General features: G+C 49.6%; 11 protein-coding genes and 1 tRNA gene. All 12 read right to left on the bottom strand.

Annotated elements, in window-relative coordinates; all coding sequences use genetic code 11:
* Positions 1-52 precede the first annotated feature (52 nt).
* The 12 genes from EYA81_RS07120 to EYA81_RS07060 all read right to left on the bottom strand — a co-directional run bounded on the left by EYA81_RS07120 (position 53) and on the right by EYA81_RS07060 (position 23,510).
* Positions 53-1,444, bottom strand: coding sequence for a glucoamylase family protein (locus EYA81_RS07120; RefSeq protein WP_057256304.1), 1,392 nt, complete (start codon positions 1,442-1,444; stop codon positions 53-55).
* Between the two features lie 17 nt (positions 1,445-1,461).
* Positions 1,462-3,561, bottom strand: coding sequence for a family 43 glycosylhydrolase (locus EYA81_RS07115; protein ID WP_131225568.1), 2,100 nt, complete (start codon positions 3,559-3,561; stop codon positions 1,462-1,464).
* A gap of 12 nt (positions 3,562-3,573) precedes the next feature.
* A complete protein-coding gene (locus EYA81_RS07110; RefSeq protein WP_005830324.1) occupies positions 3,574-5,124 on the bottom strand; it encodes a RagB/SusD family nutrient uptake outer membrane protein in 1,551 nt (516 codons plus the stop codon).
* Positions 5,125-5,142: 18 nt separating this feature from the next.
* Positions 5,143-8,166: a TonB-dependent receptor gene (locus tag EYA81_RS07105; protein WP_131225567.1), complete on the bottom strand. Its 3,024-nt coding sequence runs from the start codon at positions 8,164-8,166 to the stop codon at positions 5,143-5,145.
* A gap of 179 nt (positions 8,167-8,345) precedes the next feature.
* Complete coding sequence (locus tag EYA81_RS07100) at positions 8,346-11,210, bottom strand: hypothetical protein (protein ID WP_005830320.1); 2,865 nt, start codon at positions 11,208-11,210, stop codon at positions 8,346-8,348.
* 168 nt (positions 11,211-11,378) lie between these two features.
* Positions 11,379-11,460: transfer RNA gene (locus EYA81_RS07095), tRNA-Leu, on the bottom strand.
* A 76-nt stretch (positions 11,461-11,536) separates the two neighbouring features.
* Entirely contained in the window at positions 11,537-12,553 is a 1,017-nt protein-coding gene (locus EYA81_RS07090; protein WP_117990841.1) for a S41 family peptidase, read from the bottom strand.
* A gap of 44 nt (positions 12,554-12,597) precedes the next feature.
* Positions 12,598-13,452 carry a DUF3316 domain-containing protein gene (locus EYA81_RS07085; RefSeq protein ID WP_131225566.1) on the bottom strand — a complete coding sequence of 285 codons (855 nt, stop codon included), beginning with the start codon at positions 13,450-13,452 and terminating at the stop codon, positions 12,598-12,600.
* Between the two features lie 65 nt (positions 13,453-13,517).
* Positions 13,518-16,199: a DNA gyrase/topoisomerase IV subunit A gene (locus EYA81_RS07080; protein WP_131225565.1), complete on the bottom strand. Its 2,682-nt coding sequence runs from the start codon at positions 16,197-16,199 to the stop codon at positions 13,518-13,520.
* Between the two features lie 399 nt (positions 16,200-16,598).
* Positions 16,599-19,439: a family 43 glycosylhydrolase gene (locus EYA81_RS07070; protein WP_227186678.1), complete on the bottom strand. Its 2,841-nt coding sequence runs from the start codon at positions 19,437-19,439 to the stop codon at positions 16,599-16,601.
* A 49-nt stretch (positions 19,440-19,488) separates the two neighbouring features.
* Entirely contained in the window at positions 19,489-21,879 is a 2,391-nt protein-coding gene (locus EYA81_RS07065) for a TIM-barrel domain-containing protein (protein ID WP_008662737.1), read from the bottom strand.
* 14 nt (positions 21,880-21,893) lie between these two features.
* Positions 21,894-23,510, bottom strand: coding sequence for an alpha-L-fucosidase (locus EYA81_RS07060; protein WP_035447050.1), 1,617 nt, complete (start codon positions 23,508-23,510; stop codon positions 21,894-21,896).
* Between the last annotated feature and the right edge of the window lie 39 nt (positions 23,511-23,549).

Below are 23,549 nucleotides of genomic sequence, written 5' to 3'. Positions count from 1 at the left end.
CTCCATCATGTCGCATACTAACTTCAATCGTAAATCGTCAAATCGTAAATCCCTAAGCCTTAAATCCCAGCTTCTGCAATCCTTCTTGAACCTCGGGACAGCTCATGAAGAGTTTCCACAACAAGCCGGAACGATAGTTCTCAATCATCGGGGCAATGGTGCATTGGTCGATGGCAAGATAGCGAGGCACCGTCCAGTCACTTCCCTCGGAGAAGGCATCGTAGAATCCGTACTTGCCCCAAATCCAGTCGCCTTTGGAATAGAAATACTTCAGTGCACGCATGGATTCCTCCGGTGTGTAGGGAAAACTGGACAAGGCTGCTGTCGGTGTGATGACACCATGGTCGTTGTCGCCCGGGCAGTGGGCTGCATAGCCTTTGGTAGAGTAGCTGGCGGTCAGTCCCCAGCAGTCCTCGCCGTAACCTTTGTATTGTTTGGGATTCTCCACGCAGTAGCGGTAGTTGGAGAGGGCATGGTTGCGCACCACGTTCCAGTAGTTGGCATAGCGGTCGCTCAGGTTGCGCGGGTCCAGACCGATGTGCGAGTATTGTGCCCAGAACAAGGGACCGCCCAGTTTCTCGGCTCCGTTGTGTTTCAATTCCAAAGGCAGGCCGTAGGGGGCAGAGTCGGACTTGATGCCGCCGCCGCGTGCCCAGCCGTTGTGGTAGGCTGAAGCCGGAACGGGATAAGTGGGGGAGGAGGCTGCGAGCACATACACAATCAATGCTTCGTTGTAGCCTTCCAGCGGGAAGTTCATTTCCCAGTTGTATTCGGGAGACCAGTGCCAGTAGATGACATCCTTGCCATTCTGATACCAGCTGAACTCCATCTCTTTCCACAATTGGTCAATCTTCTCTACCAGCGCCTTTTCCTGCTCGTTGCCGTCGCGGAAGTATTGGCGTACGCAAAGCAAGCTTTGCATCAGGAAGCAGCTTTCCACCAAGTCTCCGCCGTTATCTTTTTGTCCGAAAGGTTTCACCTTACCGGTAGGGCCGTACAACCAATGGGGCCATACGCCGTGGAAGCGGTCGGCGCGTTTCAGGTAATCGGCAATATTGGTCAGGCGCTTCACGCCTTCTTCCCTGGGGATGAAGCCGCGTTCGATGCCTACCAGCAGTCCGGCTATACCAAATCCGCTGCCGCCGGTGGTGACAACATTCTGGTCCTTTTCGGGATAATCCCCATCCAGGTGGATGCGTTCGCGTGCCAGTCCGGAGGTCGGTTCCGCACCGTCCCACATGTAGTTCAAATGTACCTTCTGGATGTAATCAAGCATTTCGTCATCCGAAGCGAATGATTCGGGACGTACTTCCTCTGTGTCGGGCTTTTCCTCTTTTCCGTTCTCTTTCCCGTTTTCCTTCAAGTCGGAAGAGCAGGATGCACAGCCCGCCAATGTGGAAATCAGGAACAAAGCCAGCACATGTATCATTATTGGTTTTTTCATATCTTTATTTCTTGTGTTTAATTTTTTGTCGTCTTGCACAATGGCGAGCGGCCGTTTTCGTTCAGCGCCTCGATAGTGAAGTAATAGTCCGTGTCCGCATCCAGTCCGCGGAAGTCATATTCCGTCTGTCCCAGTACCGTGATGGCATTGTACATCTTGCCTTCGGCGGTGCCGTAGTAGATGTTGTAGCCATAGGCGCTTGCTTCGGGTTGCCAGGAGATAAGGGCATTCCGGCGGTCTTTCCTGTCACGTTTCACAGTCAGTCCTTTCACGGCTTGCGGGACATCGCCGTCACCGTTCCCGAAGACGCGGAAGCCGGACAAGGCGACATTTCCCGTAGGCATGTGCACATTCTCGTATTTCAGATAACGGGCACGCAACGGCTCGTTGAGCTCGATGTAGTCGTGCGGACAATCCTTGTCACTGTCGCTCTTGTCTATGACCAATGTCCATTCTTTTCCGTCTTCGGAAGCAAAAATACGGTATTGGTGATAAATATCCATGGCACGGTTGTATTGAACCGCTTTATGGTCGTAGAAGTTCAACTGCACGGCACGTACATTCTTTGTGCTGCCCAGGTCTATCCCCGCCCATTCGCCGGGGTTGCCGGAACGGGCTGCCCAGTAGGTGCGCATACTTTCGTCCGTCAGGTTGGAAGCTGCATGGATGCTATCCGTAGATGATACCTCCACCGGTTTGCCGTAGGACAGAAGCATCCATCCCGTGAAACGCTCTGCAGGGTTCTTTACGTCCATCGGTTCTGCCCAGTTGGGATAATCGCCGAAGGCAGTGGACGAATACATGACACCATCCTTGTCGAAAGCCACCGGATAAAGACCGATGCGGCGTTCGAACTTGTACTTCAGGGAGAGCATGCAGGTGGCCACGTGCCAGTAATTGCCTTTCACGTCGCAGAACGTGCCTCCATGACCGGCACCTTGCACATAACCGCCCGGCTTGTAGCACATCGGGTTATGCTTCTGGTAGACAAACGGGCCCAGCGGGGAATCCGAAACATATACGCCATCGGCATAGACTTTGAATTCAGTGCCCGGAGCACCATATTGGAAATAATATTTGCCATTGTGTTTGGTCATGTAAGCGCCCTCTGTGAATGGGCGGAGTGTCACTTCATCGTCATTGTTCATGCCGAAACGTTCCCAGCCGTGTTCTTCGGGGCGGAGCATCATCACGTCGTGAATCTTGCTGATGGGATAGAAATCATTCCGGTCCAGTTCCACCGCCTTTAGCGGATATTCATTGCTGGAGCCATAATACATATACAGTCTGCCGTCATCGTCCAGAAACATGCAGGGGTCCCATGTGGGAAGCACATTCTTTTCGATGGCACGTTTGAAACGTCCCGTTTTGGGGTGTGTGCTGTACCACACGGCAAGGCCTTCGTAGGTGGAGCCGGTATAGAACAGCGTGTCACCGCTTACATAGGCTGCCGGTGCGCACTGGTCGTCGTCCGTAGGCTTGCGTTGGAAGCCGGCAGGAACGAAATCCCAATCCACCAGGTTCTTGGAATAGTGAAAACCGCCCTGGTTGGTGGAGAACAGAAAGTATTCTCCCTTGTATTCCACCGCCATCGGGTCGGCAGAGGAACGGAACGAACCGTTGGGACGCACATTGTTGTTGAAAGGCTCGAAATTGTAACTGATGTTCATCGGATTGCAGAAGGTGCGCGACAGAGGCGCCTGTGGGTCATACCACCGGGTCGCCTGGGCGGGACGGCGGATTGCGGTTGCCTTGTGTACCTCTTCTTCCATCACTACCTCAATATCGGTTTCATCCAGTGCCAGGATTCTGTTCACTATCTTTTTCCCGGGATAGTAGACATACAGGTGCACGTCGTTCTTCGCTCCTTTGATGGCAAAGCTGCCGTCGTGGGCAGTGGTATTGTGCATGGGACTTGCGAAGAACATGACTGTGGCGCCTGTGAGTGGCTGGCGGTTGGTGTCCAGTACGTGTCCTTTTACGATACGGTCTTGGGTTACAGTGATATAATAGTCACTGACTTGCCCCTTCACCACTTTGATGGAATCGTCAGGGGTTGCCTTTGCCGTCAGAGCGGCAAAGGCTATTCCACAACTGATTAGGAATCTTTTTACCATATTGGAGCGGATTTATTCGGCAATTCCGTCAATGGGTTCCAGCTTCAGGTCGGGAAGGTCGTCCAACTGGTTGGCTGGTATGGGCCAATAAGTCTTTTCTGCTGTCCATCCTTTGGGACCGAGTACGGTGGCGGCATCGCCGGTACGCACCAAGTCCACATAACGGGCACACCATTCGCCGCAAAGCTCCATCCGGCGTTCGTCCATCACGTCTTTCAGGGTAACACCGGTTTTGGTGCTCATGCCTGCACGCCGGCGCACTTCGTTGTAGCCTGCGTCTCCATCCTTGCCCAGTCTGACTTTGGCTTCGGAGTTCATCAGCAGCACTTCGGCATAGCGGATGATACGCACATTGTTGTTGGCTCCGTAGGTCGTACGTGGAAGAGTCATCTGATTGTAGGGAAGGTAACCTTTGCCGTTCCAACAGTCGGTCTTGGTGGCCGATGTGGGACCTACCTGCCAACCCTCGCGCGTCTTGCTCAGGGCTTTCAGGAAAGAAGTTTCGGCACGCACACCTTCGCCACGGGCTTCGGCCCATGCCACGAACTCGGGTTCATAGCCTATGAAATTCCAGCCGCCTATGGACTTGGTGCCTTCGGCTTGCTTGTAGCTGATGGTACCGTCTGCGTTCACTACTTCATCATACCTCTCTGCCATGTTCGGACCCTGGAAATTGAACCATTGGTCTACGCCCAGGTAATCGCCAGAACCATTGCCGTAGTCTGTTACCTGGCATTCGAACAAAGATTCGTCACACAACTTTCCGGGAATTTTGAACAGCTGGTAGAAGTCGTCGTAGAGACGGAATCCACCGTTCTTGATGATGTCATCGGTCAGTGTCTCCACTTGTGCATAGTCTCCTTTCAGCAGATAGATGCGGGCGGCCAATGCTTGGGCGGTGAAGGCTGTCACGGCTCCCTTGTGTTCCATCTGGTTGGGACGCATGCGGGGCAGTTTGTCGATGGCGTAGTTCAAATCTTCCAGCATATAATTATATACGGCCTCTACGGTAGAACGGCGAAAATCGGTCTGCAGGTTGTCACGGTAGATGACGGTGGGACCGAAATTGGTCACCAGACAATAGTAAGCCCATGCACGGATGGTACGTACTTCGCCGCAATAGGATTCGTAGGTTTTGTAATCTTCGCTTCCTGCAGCAAGATATTCGGCATAACCGTCGAGGCTTTGCAGGGCGGCATTGGTGATGCGGATGATGTCGTAGAAGTTCATCCATACCTGGTTCAGTGCCCAGAATGAGTTGTTGTAGTTGAACTTGCGTCCGAAGGCCACGGCATCGCCCTGGTCATCGGTACGGCCCGACCACACGTCACCGTCGCGGGTGAACATCAATAGTGCGTTGCACCAGTGCATGCCCTGTGTGCGTACTTTGGAGTAGGCACCCACTACGGGTTGGTACATATTGTTCTTGTTGGTAAAGTCCACGCCTTGTTCGGGAACTTTGTTCTCCGGATCGATTTCTATGAAATCGGTGCAAGCGGTAGCTCCTCCCAGTACCATCATGGCCGGAAGTATATATGCGAATGTTTTCTTTAAGAATTTCATTGTTTTACGTTTTAGGGTTTAGAAATCTATTTGCACTCCGAAAGTATAGGTTGAAGTCAGAGGGTATACTTCGGTATCCCAACCTTCGGCATCCGACACTTCAGGTGTGAAGCTGTTGGCCTTGAAGGTAGTGAAGGGGCGGTCGGCCGTCAATGAGAGGCGGAGTCCCGGCATCACGTAGCTGCCTATCTTCAAGTTCTTGAACGAGTAGCCCAGCGTGATGTTCTGGATGCGGAAGTAATCGGAGCTTTCTACGAAATAGGAAGCGTTGTTACTGTCTGATTTGTTCCAGGTTTTGAGAAGAGCCTTGGCCGACGGATGTTCGTTGGTAGAGCCTGCACCCGTCCAGCGGTTCTCATACTGTGCACGGTCAAAGTTATAGTAGTCGGCTGCATAGCGCAGGGCACGCTTACGGTTCCACAGTTCGCCGCCTGTTTGTCCGTAGGTAGTGAGGCTGAAGTCGAAGTTCTTATAAGAGAATCCGGCATTGAAGCCATAAGTAAAGCTGGGCACGTATGAGCCCAACACCTGCTTGTCGTTTCCGTCTATCACATGGTCGCCGTTCACGTCCTCGTAGATGAAGTCGCCGGGTTCCAGTCCGTTGGCCACGGCGATGGGGTCGGCAGCACATTGTTCAGGAGTCTGGTAGATGCCGATGACCTTGTAGCCATAGAATGAGTTCATCGTCTCGCCCACCATATTCACGGTCTTTCCGCCTTTGATGATTTTCATGTTTCCTTTTAGGCTTTTCACTTCGTTATGCAGATAAGAGAGATTGACGCCGATGTTGTAATTGAAGTCCTGGCCAATCTTGTCGTTCCAGTTCAAGGAGAGGTCGATACCGGTATTCAGAATCTGTCCGTTGTTGCCGGCCAGCAGCTCGCCACTCATCGGGAGCTTGGGTGAAATCACGGCGTTGTCAGTCAGACGGTAGTACCAGTCGATGTCGGCGTTCAAGCGGTTCTTCAGTGTACTGAAGTTGACGCCCACGTTGGTTTCGTTCACTACTTCCCAACCCAGCCAGCTGAAGTTGGTGGTGTTGATGAATCCGTCGATGGCGGTATTGGGACCGAATACGGACTGTACGTTCTGTATGCTTGCGAAGCCTGCACTGGCAGCAATCTTGTCGTTACCCAGCTTACCCCAGCTGGCACGCAGCTTCATGTAGTCGAAGATATTCTGGTTCTTCATAAACGGTTCTTGGGAGATGACCCATGCGGCACCGATGGAGGGGAAGTAGCCCCATTTGTCGTTGTACTTGGACGAGCCGTCGGCACGGAAGGTGAACATCAACATGTACTTGTCGTTGTAGTTGTAATTCAGTCGGGTGAAATAGGAGAGACCGCGGTATTTCCAGCCGTCGTCTTTCACCGTAGCGCCTTCCTTGTTGCCCAGTGCGATGTATTTCCACACGTCCTCACCTTCGGGCACGTTGGTGGCGGTACCTTCGAGCAGGCGGTATTGCTCTTGACGCATGGATGCACCCAGCATACCGGTAAAGGAGTGTTTGCCCCACTTGTCAGTATAAGTGGCCACGTTGTCCCATATATATTTGTAGTAGTTAGTGTTCTTTTTAGTGAGTTCGGTAACCTCTTTCTTCTGGTTGGTGCCTACATAGTAGGTAGGAGTGAACTCAGAACCGCGAATCATTGAGTAGTCGTAGCTGTAGCTACTGCGTATATTCAGCTTGTCGGGGATGAGGTTGAGCTGTGCATAGAAGTTGGTCAGCACTTGGTAGGTCTCGTTCCGGTTGTCGTAATAGTTGGCAGTGGCTACCGGATTGTTGAAGTTGTTGGTCAGGCCCACCTGCTCGGGCGATGTGTACTTCTTAGGGAACACGGCATCGTCGCGGCGGTCATCATACACCGGGATGATAGACGGTGTGTTGTATGCCTGTTGCCATGCGGCATTCTTGGGAAGCTGCTGCTGCGAGTTGCTGAATACGCCGTTGAAGCCTACTTTCAGCCATTTGCGGGCTTCGTAGTCAAGGGCGGCACGGAAGTTCAAGCGGCGGTAGTAGTTTTCCACGTCCATGATACCGTCTTGTGCCAGATAGCTCATGCCGGCAGAGTAGGTCGCTTTTTCCGTACCACCGGAGATATTCAAGCTGTGATTGGTCATCATGGCTGTGCGCAACAGTTCGTCATACCAGTTGGTATCGGCATTGAATTGCAGGTTTTCCATATTGCCTCCGAATTCGGCTACTGACTTTTCGAAAATCGACCGGTAAGCTTCCGGGTTGGCTTCCAACATCATGGTGGCATACTCGTGAGAGTTACACATCTCCAGCAGGTTGGTGGCTTTCTGAATACCTACATAACCGTTATAGGTAATCTTGGCATCCTGGTTGCGGCTTCCTTTCTTGGTGGTGATGATTACAACACCGTTGGCGGCGCGTACACCGTAGATGGCAGATGCGGATGCGTCTTTCAAGATGGTCATGTCCTGAATGTCGGAATTGTTCAGGAAGTTGATGTTGTCGTAGAACATTCCGTCCACTACATAGAGAGGAGAAGTGTCACCGAAGGAACCCATACCACGGATGGTCACTTTAGGACCTTCGCCCGGCGTTCCCGAATTGATGATGTTAACACCCGGTACCTTTCCCTGCAATGCTGCCATCGGGGAGGAGGTAGGAACATTGATAAGTTCTTTCTCTTTGACAACGTCAATCGGGGCCGTCAGGTCTTTCGCCTTGGCCGAACCGTAACCGATAACAACAACTTCTTCCAGTAGTTGTGCATCTTCACGTAGCTTTACATTAATGACGGATTGTCCGGCAGCGCTTATTTCCTGCGGCAACATGCCCAAATAGTTGAATACGAGAGTTGCGTCTTCGGGGACGCCGTTCAGTACATAGTTACCGTCGAGGTCGGTAGCTGCTCCAATAGTAGAGCCTTTTACTACAACCGTGGCTCCAATAATCGGTTCGTTGTTCTGATCAACAACAGTTCCTTTAACTGTCTTTGTTCCTTGTGCCAAAACTGTCAGTGGCAATGAGAACAAAATCATGAATAGAAGAAATAAAGTTTGCCTTCTCATAAACTAAATTTAAGAGTTAATAATTCTGCCGGCAAAGGAAGTAATTACGGTAAGTAAGGCAAAAAAAAAACACTACCACGATAATACGTTTAGGGTAAAAATGGGTACCGTTTTACTACGTTTTCGTGTTACTTGTTTCTAATAATCAGTTTGTTATGATTGAATGATTTGTAGCCGCTTTATTTCAAGTCGATGAGAAAATCCACTAATCCCGTTCCGTCGGGGATATCCAGTTTCTTGCGCAAACGGTAGCGTGCTGCCTCTACTCCCCGGATAGTGAGGTTGGTCATTTGCGCAATGTCTTTCGTAGAAAGATTCAGGCGCAGCAGCGCACAAAAACGGAGGTCGGTAGCGGTAAGACTGGGATAACGTTCGCGCAAATTACGGAAGAATTTCTCATGAATCAGGTCGAAATTGTTCTGGAATACATCCCAAAATTCCTGTGTCTCGATGTTTTCGTTGATGAGCTTCAGCAGAGATTCGAGGTTCTTGCGTCCATATTGCCCTTTCACCAGGGACTCTTGTACGACAGTACGAAGTTTCTCCAGGACCTCGTTCTTGGCAAATACACCCAGTGCCATGCTGGCAAGGTCTTTACTCTTTGCCGACAACTCGGCTTCCAGCAATTGCTGTTGCTGCAGAGTTATCAGATGCTCCTGCTCGCGCATCTTGATGTTCTGCTGCACCTGCTCTGCCTCATACTCCTTCCGTTTCTTTTCCATGGCACGGTTGGCGCGCCACTTGGAGAAAAAGTAGACAAGCGCTGTGAGAACTATGAGATAGAGCGCAAAGGCATAATAGGAGAGGTAGAAAGGGCGGGCTATGGCAAAATGATATTCCACCTCACCGATTTTCTGTCCCAAATCATTATAGGCTTCTGCCTGGAATGTGTATTCTCCGTAATCCAGGCTACCGTAGCGGATTTCGGGCTCTTTCAGGTCCGATGTCAGCGCCATGCCTTGTCCTCCTTGCAGGACATAATGGAAATGTACGGACAATTTATTGTAATGCGGCAGGCTTACTGAGAACAGCAAATCCCGGTAATTGCTTTCCAGTTCGACATTTCCAGACAGAGGCAGGCGTTTCTCCTTTTTATCGGAAGAGGAAGCAGTGACCGAGCTCAGTGAGAGGGCGGACTCCAGAGTAGGACTGAGGCTGTCTGTGTTTTTGCTGTAACTGGCGATTCCGTTGTTCAGATTAAAATAGACAACGTCATTGTCGACGAACACATTGTTGTAGTTCTCTATGCATGGAGAATCAAACAGTTCGATGAGGATGCGCTGCTTCACGATGTACTCTCCTTCTGCGTACTCTACCAGTACGTACTCATGTGAACCGGACAGCCAGAAGCGGTCGTTCGTGACGGATACCACAGAATGAGCATTCCTGATGTAAGGCAGAATGGCATTCAGCTTTTGGAAGGGGATAATCTGCCGGGTGATGTCGTCATAGGTATAGAAGCCGTTGGGACTGGAAAAGACGATACGTCCTCGCATTTTCATTACTTGGATAGGGCCGATGATATATTCCGAGCCTAAATGGGAGATGTGCCGTACGCTTTTTACAGCCGACAAGTCATCGCTCAAGACTATTTTATAGACTCCCTGATACATGTGTGAAGCCCAGATGACACCGCTTTGGTCCACCTCCAAGTGCATGACCGGTGCAATGAAGCCGTCTATGACATGCGAAAAGGTCCATTGCCCGTTCTTCTTTTTATAGATACGCAAATTGGCGTAGGATGATTCCAACAGTATCTCTTCGCCATAGAGGGTGCACTTTATCAGACACGTACTGCTGTTGGTATTGCTTATGACGGAAACATTCCCTTTTTCGCCTATTAATAAGGTATGGGCATTGTTGCCTGCAAAGAGTTGCCCGTCAATGTCCTTCACATACCAGTTCTGTCCTTCAGTATGGGGAAGCAGGCGCAGATTCTCGGTAACCTGGTGGTATTCGTACAAGCCCTGGTTGGTGGCCAGATAGAAACAGTCGCCCCGGTGGGCTATGTCGTACACCATGCCCAGTTTGGTTTCATGGTTGGCAGGAGTCAGCAGCATGACGGGTGAGTTGTGGTGGATGTATGCGATGCCGTCGTCCAATGCTGCCCATACGTTGTTGTCTTTGTCACAGAACAAGCCCAGGACTGTGTTGTTGTCCAGACGGTTATCCAGATTGAAGTGCCAGAGGCAATGTCCTTTGCGGTCGATGGCGTATATGCCATTCAAGACTGTACCTATCATGAATATGGAATCATTGGTCATGACGGCGCGGTTCACCCGCTGTTTCTTCAGCTCTGCATCAATGTCTGTTTTCCAGGGGGTGATGTCACCGTTGTAGCGGAACAATCCGTTATTCTCTGTGACCATCAGGAAGCTGTCGTCCCCGTCGGGCAGTAATGCCACTACATTGTCATCGTTCACTTGGCTGCGGGGGAAGAGATGAAGGAAATCCTTGCCGTCGAATTCATAGAAGTCCTCATCAATCATCTGTGTGTAGATATGTCCGTTTTGGGTGTAGAAGTAGAGCGGCTGTTGCTGTCTGTTGCGGAAAGCGTGTACCATCTTCCCGTCGTAGGAGAACCAGGCGCTGAACGACTGGAAGTAGATGCGACCGTCCAGCTCTACAATGTTCCATATCTCGTTGTTCTCCATGGGGAAATTTTTCAGGAATTTGCTCAAAGAATGGTACCGGAGAGTGCCTGCCTCCGAATACTTGAAATAGCCGAATTCCTCGAATGCCCCCACATAGATACGGTCTTCTTTCACATACACCGAACGGACAATATGGTTCCCCGGCACTTTGTGGAGAGTCCAGCGATAACCGTCATATACCAGGAGCCCCTGGCTGTTGCCGAAATACATTTCGCCGTTGCTGCCTTGCGCACATGCCCAGTTCTGATAACCGGCTTCATAGTCTTTGGCAAGATAGTTGGTGACGGCGGGCATGAAGGAAGAAGCCCTGGCCTGGATGAAGAGGATGAACAATAGAAGGCACACTACCCAATACTTGAAAAGCATCGGTCTTATCGTATTTTGTTTCATTTTTTCAGGTTAATCGAAGTGTTTCTTGGAAGCAAAGATACAATAAGTATTCTAAATATTGTGTTTTGATGAGATAAAAAAGGTACTTGAAGCGGTTAGGGAGGATGCTTCTTAATGAATATCCTCCCCTCTTAGTTGTTTGTCTTTTGAAATTTATTATAGGGATTGTGCGGATGATAGGACTCGAACCTACACGCCTCACGGCACCAGATCCTAAGTCTGGCGCGGCTGCCAATTACGCCACATCCGCGGAATAATTCCGATTAGCGGGAGCAAAGATAGAAAGAATTTTCGTTTTGGCAAATTGTTTTGTAGATAAAGTCGTTTTAGAAAGTCACTTTCAGTATTTTTCTTGCTTCCTCAATGATGGTGTCCAAGTCATTGTTCTCATCTTCTTTGCTCATATCCACTTTCTTGTCCGGGTCGATGCCGAACTCGATATGCTGTTTTTGGGCATCGAGGTGCGGGCTGGCAGAAAAGCGTACCCCCCATCCGTTGGGCAGTTCCGAAGAGAATGGCAGGCCCGACCCGCCGCCGGTTTTGTCACCAACCAGGGTGACATTGGGAAAACAGCGCATGGAGTTGACAAAATCATTGGTTGCACTATAGGAATGACGGTTGGTCAGGACAATTACCTTTTTTTGCCAGCGGATACTGTTGGAAGGTTCCACATAAATGGGAGTCGGATCTGAAAAATCGCTATGGCCTTTGCCGGTCTTGTGCTGAATATATCCCGTCAGTACTTTTTCATTCGTGAAGCGTTGTGCCATTCGGGTGGCGTTTGTCAGGTTGCCGCCACCATTGTTGCGCACGTCGATAATCAGGCCGTTACAAGCGGAAAGGTATAACAGAATCTCATCCAGGTTGCCGTTTCCGATGCCGCTGGAGAAATCACCGTAATAGATATATCCTATGTTGTCCTCCAATATGGTATATTTGGCGCCTCCAGCAATGCGGTAGTCTCTTCCCAGGTACTTTTCAATGATACTTTCGTTGAAGTTACGAGGATAATCCAGATACCAGTCCCAGTAGCGCGCCATGTTGGAAGAAGAGTACAAGTTGACATGTCCGTCTTTTAACTCGGCAAGCATGTTACCTAATATTTCAAATAGACCGTCGTAACTCATTCCCGGGGTAATGAGTGGCTGGTACTTGTCATGGATGGCATCCCAGTCTATTTGCTTGTAGTCCAGGAAGCAGTACTGTTCGTTTATTATTTTCCACAAGGCTTCGAAATTGCCTTGTGGGGTATTGTCGAACTCTTCCTCACGAATACATCCGTTCAATAGGGGCAATAACGTGAGTAGGATACTCCAAATTATTAAAATATATCTTCTTTTCATGCACATTATCCTTATCATCTTATCGTTTATCACCTTGTCACTTTTTACTTTCTCTTGTTAGGAAACAGATAGAGTTCCTTTACGAACCCCACCATGAATACGTGCGAGTAAGTATGTGTCTTTATTTCATTTACTTTGGACTGTTGTGCGTCCCATATGTAAGCGAAACGCATCCGGGCACGTCCCACCGGAAAGTCTGCGGTCAGCATTTGTCTCAGAGAGGGCTGGTTGTGCAGGGAGGTGAAGTTCACTACTCCGTCCCAATGTCCTAACGTAAATATCTCGTAGTAGGACTGTCCATAGTTGGGCATGAACATGATACCTGCCAAGGGAAGATTTACCTGATAGCGTAGTGTGATGGGACGGTTCTTGATGCGCAAGTCCCAAATAGCCATTCCCGATGCGGCAAGGTTGATATAGGCACGTGCTTGGGCGGGGTTGTTTCCGTTGCGCAGATTATAGACAAAGCCACCGTTGAAGTCGCCGACTCCTCCGGCAAGCAGTTTGAAATTGCCCGTGATTGGAAAATTATAATGCAGGCCGTAGTTCCAGTTGGCCAGTCCGGAGAATGTATTGTTATTGTCTACTTTGTTGTGTGTATATCCCAAGTCTGCCTGGAAGAAAGTTTGCAGAGACACGTTGCCGTCCATCAACCGTGTCATCCGCATGCTTTCGCGGGAGATACGGAAATCGATTCCCTTATACTCCTGAGGTGAAAGATAAGTGTCGAACACGTTGGTGAAGCCGACACCATACATGGTGGCACGGGTGATAATACGGTTACGGTTGGTGGAGTCAGCCCGTAGCTTCCGGTCGATGCTGCATTGTGCTTCTTGTGCTTTCAGTCCGACACTTCCCAAGAGCAGTCCGCATAGGATTATTATCTTGTATACGTACATATTAAATTCTCAATTACAAATTAGTAATCGTCAGCCAATCCCTAATCCTTCATTCTCATTCTTCATCAAAACAGCTTCATCTGTCCTGTCAGCTCGTCCAGTATGTCCCCTTCACTTTTACCGTGGTCGGGGTCCAGAATTTCCGGTTCTTCATCCGTTTCCTGCTCTTCGGTTTCCTGCGAGGGTTCCGGTTGACGGGTAGGCTCCAGTTCGTTGATGGTTTCTATAGTATAGGTGGTTAGGCGCTTGCCTTTTGCTTTGAAGCCTTTCACGGCGATGAATTCGTCGGCTTCCACCACCATCGGCTCTCGGAAATTGTCGTGACCGCCAAACACCACTTCTAAACGTGGGTAGCACTCGTCTGTCAGCAGAATGAGGCTGCTGTTCTTGTTTTCTCCTAAATAGTTTTGCTTGCGGGCGGTTGCTTCGAAGCAGAAACGCTTGATGTAAGGATAGTTCTGCTGGTCGGCATCGTAGAGTACGGCGGTCCATACTTTGTTCGGATCGTATTTCTCCAATACGCGTATGCCGTCGTCATAGTGATTGTTCAGGTCGAAGTTGGTGGCATAGAACTCTCCGCTGTTCTGTACGACAAGGATGGTGTCTTCGCTCTGGAATTCTCCGAGATATTCTCCGCGACCGTCGTAGTTGAGGCGCAGCACGTCACGGTCGAACCAGACTTTCCGTCCGCCCAGGGTGGAGCCTCCGCGCTGTTTCAAGGCTATCTTGTGTACGGGGAGTTTCGTGAGTATATTTCCCATGGCCTGCCGTCCCTTGATATTGATATTGCTGAAATCCTCCTCGAAGATGATGCGGCGTACGCGGGGATTGGGTTTCAGGGTTACCTTGATGATTTCGGCTTCGCCGTTGGGGTTGGCGGTGAAGTAGGTGATACGGGAGTCGGGGGTGCCCTGCGTCACATCGTATTCGCGGTCACGCACCACGGAAGTGACGGCAAAACGCTTGATATAGCTTGTCCCCTCCTTGCCGTCACGGTAGCAGACATTGTAGATGGTACGTTTGTCGTTCTTCTTGAAAATGTTGGCATAAAGTATATTCTTGCCTACGAACTTCTTGTCGGCCACTGGGGTAATGATATATTTTCCATCGCGGAAGAAGATAATCACGTCATCTATGGGCGAGCAGTTGCCTATGAATTCGTCTTTCTTCAATCCAGTTCCGATGAACCCCTCTTCGCGGTTGATGTACAGCTTTTCGTTGGCTTCGATGACTTTGGTTGCCTCGATGGTGTCGAAGTTACGCAGTTCCGTGTGGCGGGGGAAGTCTTTGCCGTACTTGTCCTTCAGCATACGGAACCAGTCGACGGTATATTCCACGATGTTTGCCAGATGGCGGTCTATCTCCTCTATGTCCTTCTTCATACGTGCTATCAGTTCCTCTGCCTTGTCGGAGTTGAACTTGAGGATACGTGCCATCTTTATCTCCATCAGCCGGAGGATGTCTTCCTTGGTCACTTCGCGGATGAAAGTCGGGTAGTAGGGAGTTAGGCGCTCATCGATATGCTCGCAGGCGGCATCCATATTCTTGGCTTGTTCAAACTCCTTATCCTTGTAGATGCGTTCTTCGATGAATATCTTTTCGAGTGAAGCAAAATGCAGGCTTTCCAGTATCTCGCCCTTACGGATTTCCAGTTCCTGGCGTAGCAGTGCCAATGTGTTGTCGACTGATTTGCGCAATACATCACTCACGGTGAGGAAGTGGGGCTTTTGGTCGTCGATGACACAGCAGTTGGGAGAGATGCTCACTTCACAGTCGGTGAAGGCATAGAGGGCATCGATGGTCTTGTCGGATGATACACCCGGGGCTAGATGCACTAATATTTCCACACTGCCGGATGTCAGGTCCTCTACCTTACGTATCTTGATTTTTCCTTTTTCGCTGGCCTTTACGATGGAGTCGCATACACTGGCCACCGTTTTCCCGTAAGGAATTTCCTTAATGGCAAGTGTCTTGTTGTCTATCTTTTCTATTTTGGAGCGCACGCGTATCGCACCGCCACGTTCACCGTCGTTGTATTTGGATACATCGATACTGCCTCCCGTCTGGAAGTCGGGGTACAGCTTGAATTCTTCGTTGTGCAGATAGCTGATGGAAGCATCGCACAGCTCATTGAAGTTATGTGGTAATATTTTGGATGACAGGCCTACGGCAATACCTTCCACACCTTGTGCAAGCAGCAGTGGGAATTTTACCGGTAGTGTAACCGGTTCTTTGTTTCGCCCGTCATAAGAGAGTTTCCATTCGGTGGTCTTGGGGTTGAATACCACGTCCAGTGCGAACTTGGAGAGACGTGCTTCGATATAACGGGGGGCAGCGGCGCTGTCACCCGTCAGAATGTTACCCCAGTTTCCCTGGCAATCCACGAGCAAGTCCTTTTGTCCCAGTTGTACCAGAGCATCGCCGATAGAAGCATCACCGTGAGGATGGAACTGCATGGTGTGTCCCACGATGTTCGCCACCTTGTTGTAGCGCCCGTCTTCCATGCGGCGCATGGAGTGGAGGATACGCCGCTGTACGGGTTTCAGACCATCCATGATATGGGGTACGGCACGTTCCAATATAACGTATGAGGCGTAGTCCAGAAACCAATTCTGGTACATGCCGCTCAGTTGGTGCTTTATATTGGCATCCTTTGCGTCCGCAGGTTTGTAATCCGAGTGTTCTTCGCTCCCGGCCGGGAGTTCCTTGTCCAAATCATCTTTCGGTGCTTCAAAATCTTCGCTCATATTTGTTCGGGAATTGTCTATTCTATGATATTACTGATTTTTCAGTCGCAGGCAAAAATACAATTTTTGTTCGATAAATGAGAATTTGCGCAGAACTATTGTGCCAAATCCTTCCCATTTTTTAAAACTTCTGCCCGTTAATGGAACTAATCTGTCTCTTTCCCGTTAGCGGAATTATATTGAGGACGTGCTTCCGCCTCTTTGCGGACAGCGATGTTGCTTTTGTCTTTCTTGCCGACAAGTTGGCAAGGTTTTGCCAAAGGCATGGCAAAACTTTGCCAATATGGTGGCAAAACGCTGGCAAAGTAACTTGCTGGCTTGTTGTGTGTTGGCTCGAATTGTGCAGCGATATCATCACAAGGGTGAAGAGATACTGGGCAGATTCTGCCGACGGATTCATTATTTTGTGAATTTCCATTCGTCAAATAAGAACTTTCCGTTCCCGAATACGAAGTAAATGTCGTGTTTGCCTTTTATCCGTTTGTCCAACGGCTTTGTCAATGTTTGCCACGTATCGGTATCAAAGGTCAAGGTGGATAGGAGCGGACCGTCTGGACTGTCCATGTGTATTTCGATGGAGCCTTTCCCTTTTATCTTCATCTGTATGGCTTGAGGTGATTGCGGGAATTCCGCACCGCGGACACAGATGGCCTGTCCGCTCTTGTTTCCTACGGCAGACATGTTGCCTGTCTGTCCGGTCGGTTCAAAGGCAACGCCGCGTGTGGCGGCTGTGGTCTCGGCCTGTTGCTGCGCAAACGGGTCGAGAGGCTTGATTTGTGAAACGCCCTTGGCTGTGGCTGTGCCCATGTGGATAGTGAGGTCCTTTTCGTCCACCTCTATTTCTTCCACGCAGATACTGCGGACGCCCACTTTGAGGTCGCGGCTGTCCTGCAAGCTCAGTGAGTGGTAGAAGAGATAGTACTTCCCTTGAAATTTTACCAGATGTGTATGGTTGTTGCTGTCGGACATGCCATAGTCGCCGGGATTTTTGAAGTAGTTGTCCCGATAGGTCCAGCTGTCTGTCTCAAGTGGCGTGCGACTCGTCATGTAGCTCATGCAGCACCGGCTCGGCTTGTCTATATCCTTGTGGGGCCATGCATCCCGGTTCTTCCAGTTGGTGTTGTAGGTGTAAATCCAAGTGCCGTTCAGATAGTTCAGTTCGTTTGCTTCAAAGTGGTATGGCGCTTTTATTTCAACTATTTCGCTGTCCAGCGTCTTCATGTCATTTGCCAGCCGCACGATGCGTGCGTCTCCGGGAATGTAGTCGTCGCTGTCGCCCCCGCCAAAGGAGAGCCAGCCGATGCCCTTGTCGTCGATGACTACTCCCGGATCGAAAGGAGCTTTACACTTGCCGAGTCCTGGAGTATTGCCGTCTACCACGCATTTGCCCAATGGGTCTGTCCAGGGCCCCACGGGGGAAGTGGCGGTCAGCATACCTACACCGGAACCGCTGTTGGAGTAGTACAGATAGAAGTGTGTTTTGCCGTCGGCCTCCTTGCGCGAAGCGATGGAAGGTGCCCACGAAGCCATTCCCCAGGGAGCCAGAGCCTTTACATTGATTACTCCGTGATAAGTCCAGTTCACCATGTCGTCAGAAGAGACCATCGTCAGCGAATGGATGTGCTGATAGGTGTTTTTCCCGTTACGGCCCACTACATCATATTGCTGGTGGTCGTTAGTGCCGTACACATAAATGCGGCCGTCGTGCACCACTGCTGTGGGGTCGGCCATGTATTGGAAGTCGAGAAGGGGATTGGCATTGCCGGTAGAGAACTTGGGCGAGAATTCAAAAGATTCTTCCAAAGCGCTGTCTGTAGAAACCGGAATGTTTTCAGAAGAGGCAATGCTGTCTGTCCGGAAGGGGGCTAAGGGGATGCCTTCCGTTGAAAAAAGGTTGCCTTGAGCAGCGTCACTGAAGCAGTAGCGAATGGAAACCGGGCTTTCGATTCCTTTTACCGGGACAATCAGCTTTCCCCCGTCTATCCTGGCCCGGGCCTCTTGCCATTCCTGGCCGGCTGCGGCCATCATCAGCCCCTCTATCCTTTTCCCGTGTACGGCCAGTCCGTTCTTTATGTCTTTGAAAGAGATTGTCACATGGTTGCCTTTGCGGCAGGCGCTTTCAAAGACCGGGCTTTTATAGGGGCCTGCATATATATGGTATGTATCGTCCAGTGCAAGATTGGCGAGACGTTTGCCTACGCTTCTTTTGTCACGTGGATGGATGTCCTGCACATTGTCCACCAAATCTGACACGGTAATCATCTTGACCTTGTCCAGCATTTCGGGCAACATGGCCTGCTGCTCGCGTAGCAGTGCCGGTCCGTTGTCTTTGGAGTGGTATTGGAAGGGGGCTATCTGGACCAGATAGAATGGGAATTCCTTGTTAAATCCGGTACGCCACGAGCCTATCAGCCGCTGCATCACCCGGGCGTAGGAGCTGGCACGGCCTTGGTTGGCTTCTCCCTGATACCAGATGCATCCGGCAATGCCGTAGGGCATCACGGGATAAATCATGCTGTTGTACAACGTGCCTGTTTCAGCCGGAAACCAAGGATTGGATTCATACGGATAGTCGCACAAGACCGGGTCGCTCATTACGCATTCGCGGGGCGTCCATGTCTCGGCGGTGGTTCCGCCCCATGCGGCTACGATGATTCCTACCGGCACGTCCAGCTCTTCCTGGATGTTGCGGCCGAAGAAGTAGGCCAGGGCACTCGTGCTGCGCATCGTTTCGGGCGTGCACTGTGTCCATTGCGAGAAACAGTTTTCTTGAGGGAACGGGGCGGCTATTCTGGCCACGTGAAAAATTCGGAGATTGGGACAATGGGCATTTGCCGTTTCCTCGTCTCCGTTCTTTATGCCGTGGTTGGCGCTCCATTCCATATTGGATTGTCCGCTGCACAGCCAAACTTCGCCTAGCATGACATCGGTCAAGGTTACTTCTGACGAGCCGCTGAAACGAATCTCATAAGGTCCGCCGGCTTCGCCGGAAGGTACACGGGCTGACCATTTCCCCGTATTATTGACTTGGGTTTTGATTATTTCTCCTTTCATCCATTCGGGGGCGATGGAAATTGTTTCTCCCGGAATACCCCATCCCCAGAAAGTAAGTTCTGAGTTACGTTGTAGCACCATATGGTTGGAAAATATGGCAGGGAGTTGTATCGCTGCTTGCAATTTCAGGATGCCGAGCAGCATAAATAAACTTAAAAGGGTAAGATAATGATGATATTTTTTCATACGAGTATTTATTTCCATAATGCAAATTAATAGCTGTTTTTAGAAACCATTACATTTTAACCGTTACTTTTTTCCCATTATAAGCCACTGCCTTTTTTGCGCCATCAGCAGTTACTATGTTGAATTTCCGTTCTTTCAACATACCGGAAAACTCTCCTTTCCGATTTTCAATAGTGAGCATGCGAGTACGGTCATTCCATTTCATCGTAATGGTGCTGTACATTCCTTTTTCATAATTGTAGTTGTCATTCTCGTCTTCGTAAAGTGTGAATTCGCCGTTACAACCGGGATACACTTTTATCTCCAAGTTGTCCCATGATTTTTCGGTGCTATACTGCACTTCGGGACCTATTGGCAGGATGGAACCTGCTTTCACATAAAGTGGTAAAATGTCAATAGGGGTATCTTTCACGATATATTGTCCGCCGGAGTGTTTCTGATTGGTCCAAAAATCATACCATTCCGTATTTTTAGGCAGATATATTCGCATAGACTTAACGGTACTGAAATCTTCTACACGGATGGTGTCCGAAACTGTTTGGGTATACATGGGTTGGGTTACAGGGCATACCAATAGGGATTTGCCAAACATATACTGATTGTGGATGTTCCACACGTTGCGATCGTGGGCAAAATCCATTGCCAAGGCACGCATGAAGCTGGACTGATTGGCAGTTACCTCCCAGGCAGTTGTGTAGATGTATGGTAACAAACTGTAGCGTAACCGAATGTATTTCTCAATCGCATCGTATATTGGCTCGCCTTTTTTGCCGAATTGATAGATTTCTCTGGGAGCACCTTCCCCATGTGACCGCATCATGGGACAGAATGTACCGAACTGTATCCAACGGGCATAAAGCTCGCGATAATCCGGGTCATCCAGCATCAAGGGATATTGCCATAGGAAGAATCCGCCGATATCGCTGTTCCAATGGGGAATGCCGCATAGTGAGAAGTTTAATCCCGCAGGTATTTGCTTCTCCAAAACTTCCCATGATGCTGTGATATCTCCTGTCCATGTATTGGCACCATAACGTTGCTGGCCGGCAAAGGCTGAGCGGGTAAGGATAAATACGCGTTTATCCGAAGTTACGGCACGCTGGTGGTCGTACACTCCACCTACACTCATTAAAGGGTAGGCATTGCGTACTTTACGGAATGACCCCAAATAGGTGGGCGTGTCAAAATCTTCAGGAATGGGGTGAAAATGGTCGGGTTCGGTAGAGTCCATCCACCAGCCGTCTATACCCACAGAACGTAGGTTCTCGTTCAGGTACTTCCAATAGATGTCGCGTGCTTGCGGATGGTAGGCATCGTACACGCGGGCACCGGATGGATAGTCCATATTGGGAGGCCACTTCTCGGAACCGGATTCGGGCCATGTGCGGAAGTTGAAGAGCATGTTCCCTTTATCCAACTCGTGATAGGGTTTGGTATGTGGTCCGAAAGCTGACCAAATGGAGATGATAATGTGGGCATTCATTCCGTGTATGTCTTCCATCATTTTTTTGGGGTCGGAGAATTCTTCGTTCAAAAAATCCATTGCGTTCCACAGGTAGTTGCTTCCCCAGTATCTCCAATCCTGGATAATTCCATCGAGGGGCACACCCAGTTCGCGGTATTTTTGCACTACGCCAACAATCTCTTTTTGGCTTTTGTAGCGTTCACGGCTTTGCCAGAATCCATATGTCCATAATGGAAACATGGGCACTTGTCCTGTGAGGTAGCGCATCTGGGCAACTACTCCATCGGCATTTTCGCCGTACATGAAATAGTAGTCAATGCAGTCGCCGACTTCAGAAAGGAAGGATGTCTCTTCTTGATTGTCTTTGAAGATGGTTGGCGAATAGTTGTCCCAAAAGAGACCGTAGCCTTTGACGGACTGGAAGAAGGGAATCACATCCTCAAGATTGTCTTGGATAAGGCGTTTGGTCTGGTTACGTTGCGACATTTTGCCGTTTTGCAATTGTCCCAATCCATAAATAGCTTCGTCTTTCTCTAAGGTGAACGATTGATAAACGCTGAAGGTTTTTGTGCCGGCATCGTTGAAATCATCAAAACGTGTGCCTTTATTTTGTTCCTGCAACAGCGATTTTCCATCGGAAGAGGCAAAAGTTATTTGTCCGGTCTCTTCGTTGAGATGGACTGTAAGCTGATGGCTTTTGATAGTCAATATACCCCCTTTCGAAGAGACGGATAGTTTTACTTTTTCCGGTTGCCCGATGACCGACAAGCTTTCTTTGGTATACTTCCAGCCGTCAGGCGATTTTAAGATTCTCACTGTGACAGGAGAGAAGAAGCTAATATCTATATTTATACCTTGCACAGTGCTTTTTATGCCTTGTGAGGTGCGTTGGTAGGTTTGTGCTTTGCCTTGTTCTGCTATGAAAAATGTCAGCATCAGCAGGACAAATAGTCTTAAAAAAAATCCCTTTTTCATACAATATCAGCAGTTTAACGGTTAGTGATTTTCAGTACCAAAGAAATAGGATTGGGTGTCTTGTCTTTGGGAAGGTCAATAAGCAAGCCTTTGGAAGTTCTTCTGAACTTTGCCTTTCCACCTCCTAATAATTCTACTTTTTCGATTTCTCCTTTGCAGTAGGGACTGCCGGTAGCCAGTGATTTTATCTGTATTTTTCCGTCTGAGGGCCATTTCATGATATGGGCATACAAGTATTTCCCTTTTTTCACAAACCGGATGTCGGCAGAAGTGTAGGGTGCGTTCTTGCCTTCGTTGAATCCTGCTCCGTCCAAAGGTATTGCTGTTTCTGTGGAGGGACCTTCACCATAAATACACCAGGGACGTGTGTCGAATATTCCTTCTCCGTTCACCTCCATCCAGGCGGCTATGTCTTCCAGAATTTTTTCTTCCTTGTCGTCGATGGTGCCGTTTCCTTTCATTGGTACGCTTAGTAATAGGTTGCCATTTTTACTGACGATGTCAATGAGCATGTGGATGACGGTCTCGGCTGATTTATACCAGTTGTCTTCGTAAGCAGAGCGGTTATAGTGCCAAGTACCGAGGCAACTACAGGTTTGCCACGCCTTGTCCTGGCATTCCGATGGAACCCCTTTTTCTACATCCCATACGATGGCCTCTTTATGTTTAGCTTCCAGCTTCTTTCCGAAGACTACGGCATTGAGATTGCCCTTGTGAAGCTTCATGTTTTGGTTATAGTAGTGCGACACGACTTTCAGCCCCGTATCGTTGATGGGCCAGAAGGGGAGTACGCTGTCGTCGAAATAGACCAGGTCGGGATGATATTTGTTTATCATGTCCACTGTGCGGTCGAAGAAGTTGTCGTAGTAACTCTGCGGGGGGACAGAGGTTCCTTCGGGCCAGTCCCATGCCACCCAAGCATGTCCGCTCAGGGCATGATTCTGTACGTATAGCTCTTGCGGGTCGTAGCCTTCCCACCATTTTCCCTTGCCGTCTTCCTTAGTCACTACGCGGGCATCGTAGGAGATTCCTGCGTATGGGCCTTTCTTGTCGGCTCCTTGTGCAGTTTCATACCATGTCCAAGCATGGGAGGAGTGGATGCTGACACCGAAGGGCAGTTTGTTTTTGCGGGCCGCTTTCTCCCATTCGCCCAGTACGTTTCGCTTGGGGCCCATGTTGACGGAGTTCCATGATTGGTATTTACTGTCCCACAAGTCCATGTTGTCGTGATGGTTGCCCATGGCAAAGAAATATCGGGCACCGGTTTTCTTGAAAAGGGCTACCAGCCTCTCCGGATTCCATTTTTCGGCTTTCCATTCGTTGATTACATCCTTGAAGCCGAATTCCGAAGGATGTCCGTAATGCTCCAAGTGCCACTTGTAGGCAGCACCACCCTCTTCGTACATGCCACGACCGTACCAGTCGCCGGCTTCGGGTTGGCATTGCGGACCCCAGTGTGCCCATATGCCGAATTTGGCGTTGCGGAACCATTCGGGCACTTCGTATTGGGACAATGACTCCCAGGTGGGTGAGAACTTGCCCGGTTCTGCTTTCTCTTGTTGTGCCAATGCACTGCCCCCTTGTAGGATGCAGGCAGATAGGAGAATTGTTTTAAAGATGTTTCTTTTCATACCTTTATTGTTGTTTACAAAATGTTTATTCCCTTTTTG

It is taken from the genome of Bacteroides sp. A1C1 (assembly GCF_004328515.1).
Classification (GTDB): Bacteria; Bacteroidota; Bacteroidia; order Bacteroidales; family Bacteroidaceae; genus Bacteroides; species Bacteroides uniformis.
The sequence above is the reverse complement of the archived record's forward strand: the minus strand, read 5'-3'. Positions and strand labels throughout refer to the sequence as shown.

What these genes read in the sequence shown, in the direction of transcription:
- EYA81_RS07120 (WP_057256304.1), bottom strand. Translation starts at nt 1,444, where the DNA reads ATGAAAAAACCAATAATGATACATGTGCTGGCTTTGTTCCTGATTTCC.
- EYA81_RS07115 (WP_131225568.1), bottom strand. Translation starts at nt 3,561, where the DNA reads ATGGTAAAAAGATTCCTAATCAGTTGTGGAATAGCCTTTGCCGCTCTG.
- EYA81_RS07110 (WP_005830324.1), bottom strand. Translation starts at nt 5,124, where the DNA reads ATGAAATTCTTAAAGAAAACATTCGCATATATACTTCCGGCCATGATG.
- EYA81_RS07105 (WP_131225567.1), bottom strand. Translation starts at nt 8,166, where the DNA reads ATGAGAAGGCAAACTTTATTTCTTCTATTCATGATTTTGTTCTCATTG.
- EYA81_RS07100 (WP_005830320.1), bottom strand. Translation starts at nt 11,210, where the DNA reads ATGAAACAAAATACGATAAGACCGATGCTTTTCAAGTATTGGGTAGTG.
- EYA81_RS07090 (WP_117990841.1), bottom strand. Translation starts at nt 12,553, where the DNA reads ATGAAAAGAAGATATATTTTAATAATTTGGAGTATCCTACTCACGTTA.
- EYA81_RS07085 (WP_131225566.1), bottom strand. Translation starts at nt 13,452, where the DNA reads ATGTACGTATACAAGATAATAATCCTATGCGGACTGCTCTTGGGAAGT.
- EYA81_RS07080 (WP_131225565.1), bottom strand. Translation starts at nt 16,199, where the DNA reads ATGAGCGAAGATTTTGAAGCACCGAAAGATGATTTGGACAAGGAACTC.
- EYA81_RS07070 (WP_227186678.1), bottom strand. Translation starts at nt 19,439, where the DNA reads ATGAAAAAATATCATCATTATCTTACCCTTTTAAGTTTATTTATGCTG.
- EYA81_RS07065 (WP_008662737.1), bottom strand. Translation starts at nt 21,879, where the DNA reads ATGAAAAAGGGATTTTTTTTAAGACTATTTGTCCTGCTGATGCTGACA.
- EYA81_RS07060 (WP_035447050.1), bottom strand. Translation starts at nt 23,510, where the DNA reads ATGAAAAGAAACATCTTTAAAACAATTCTCCTATCTGCCTGCATCCTA.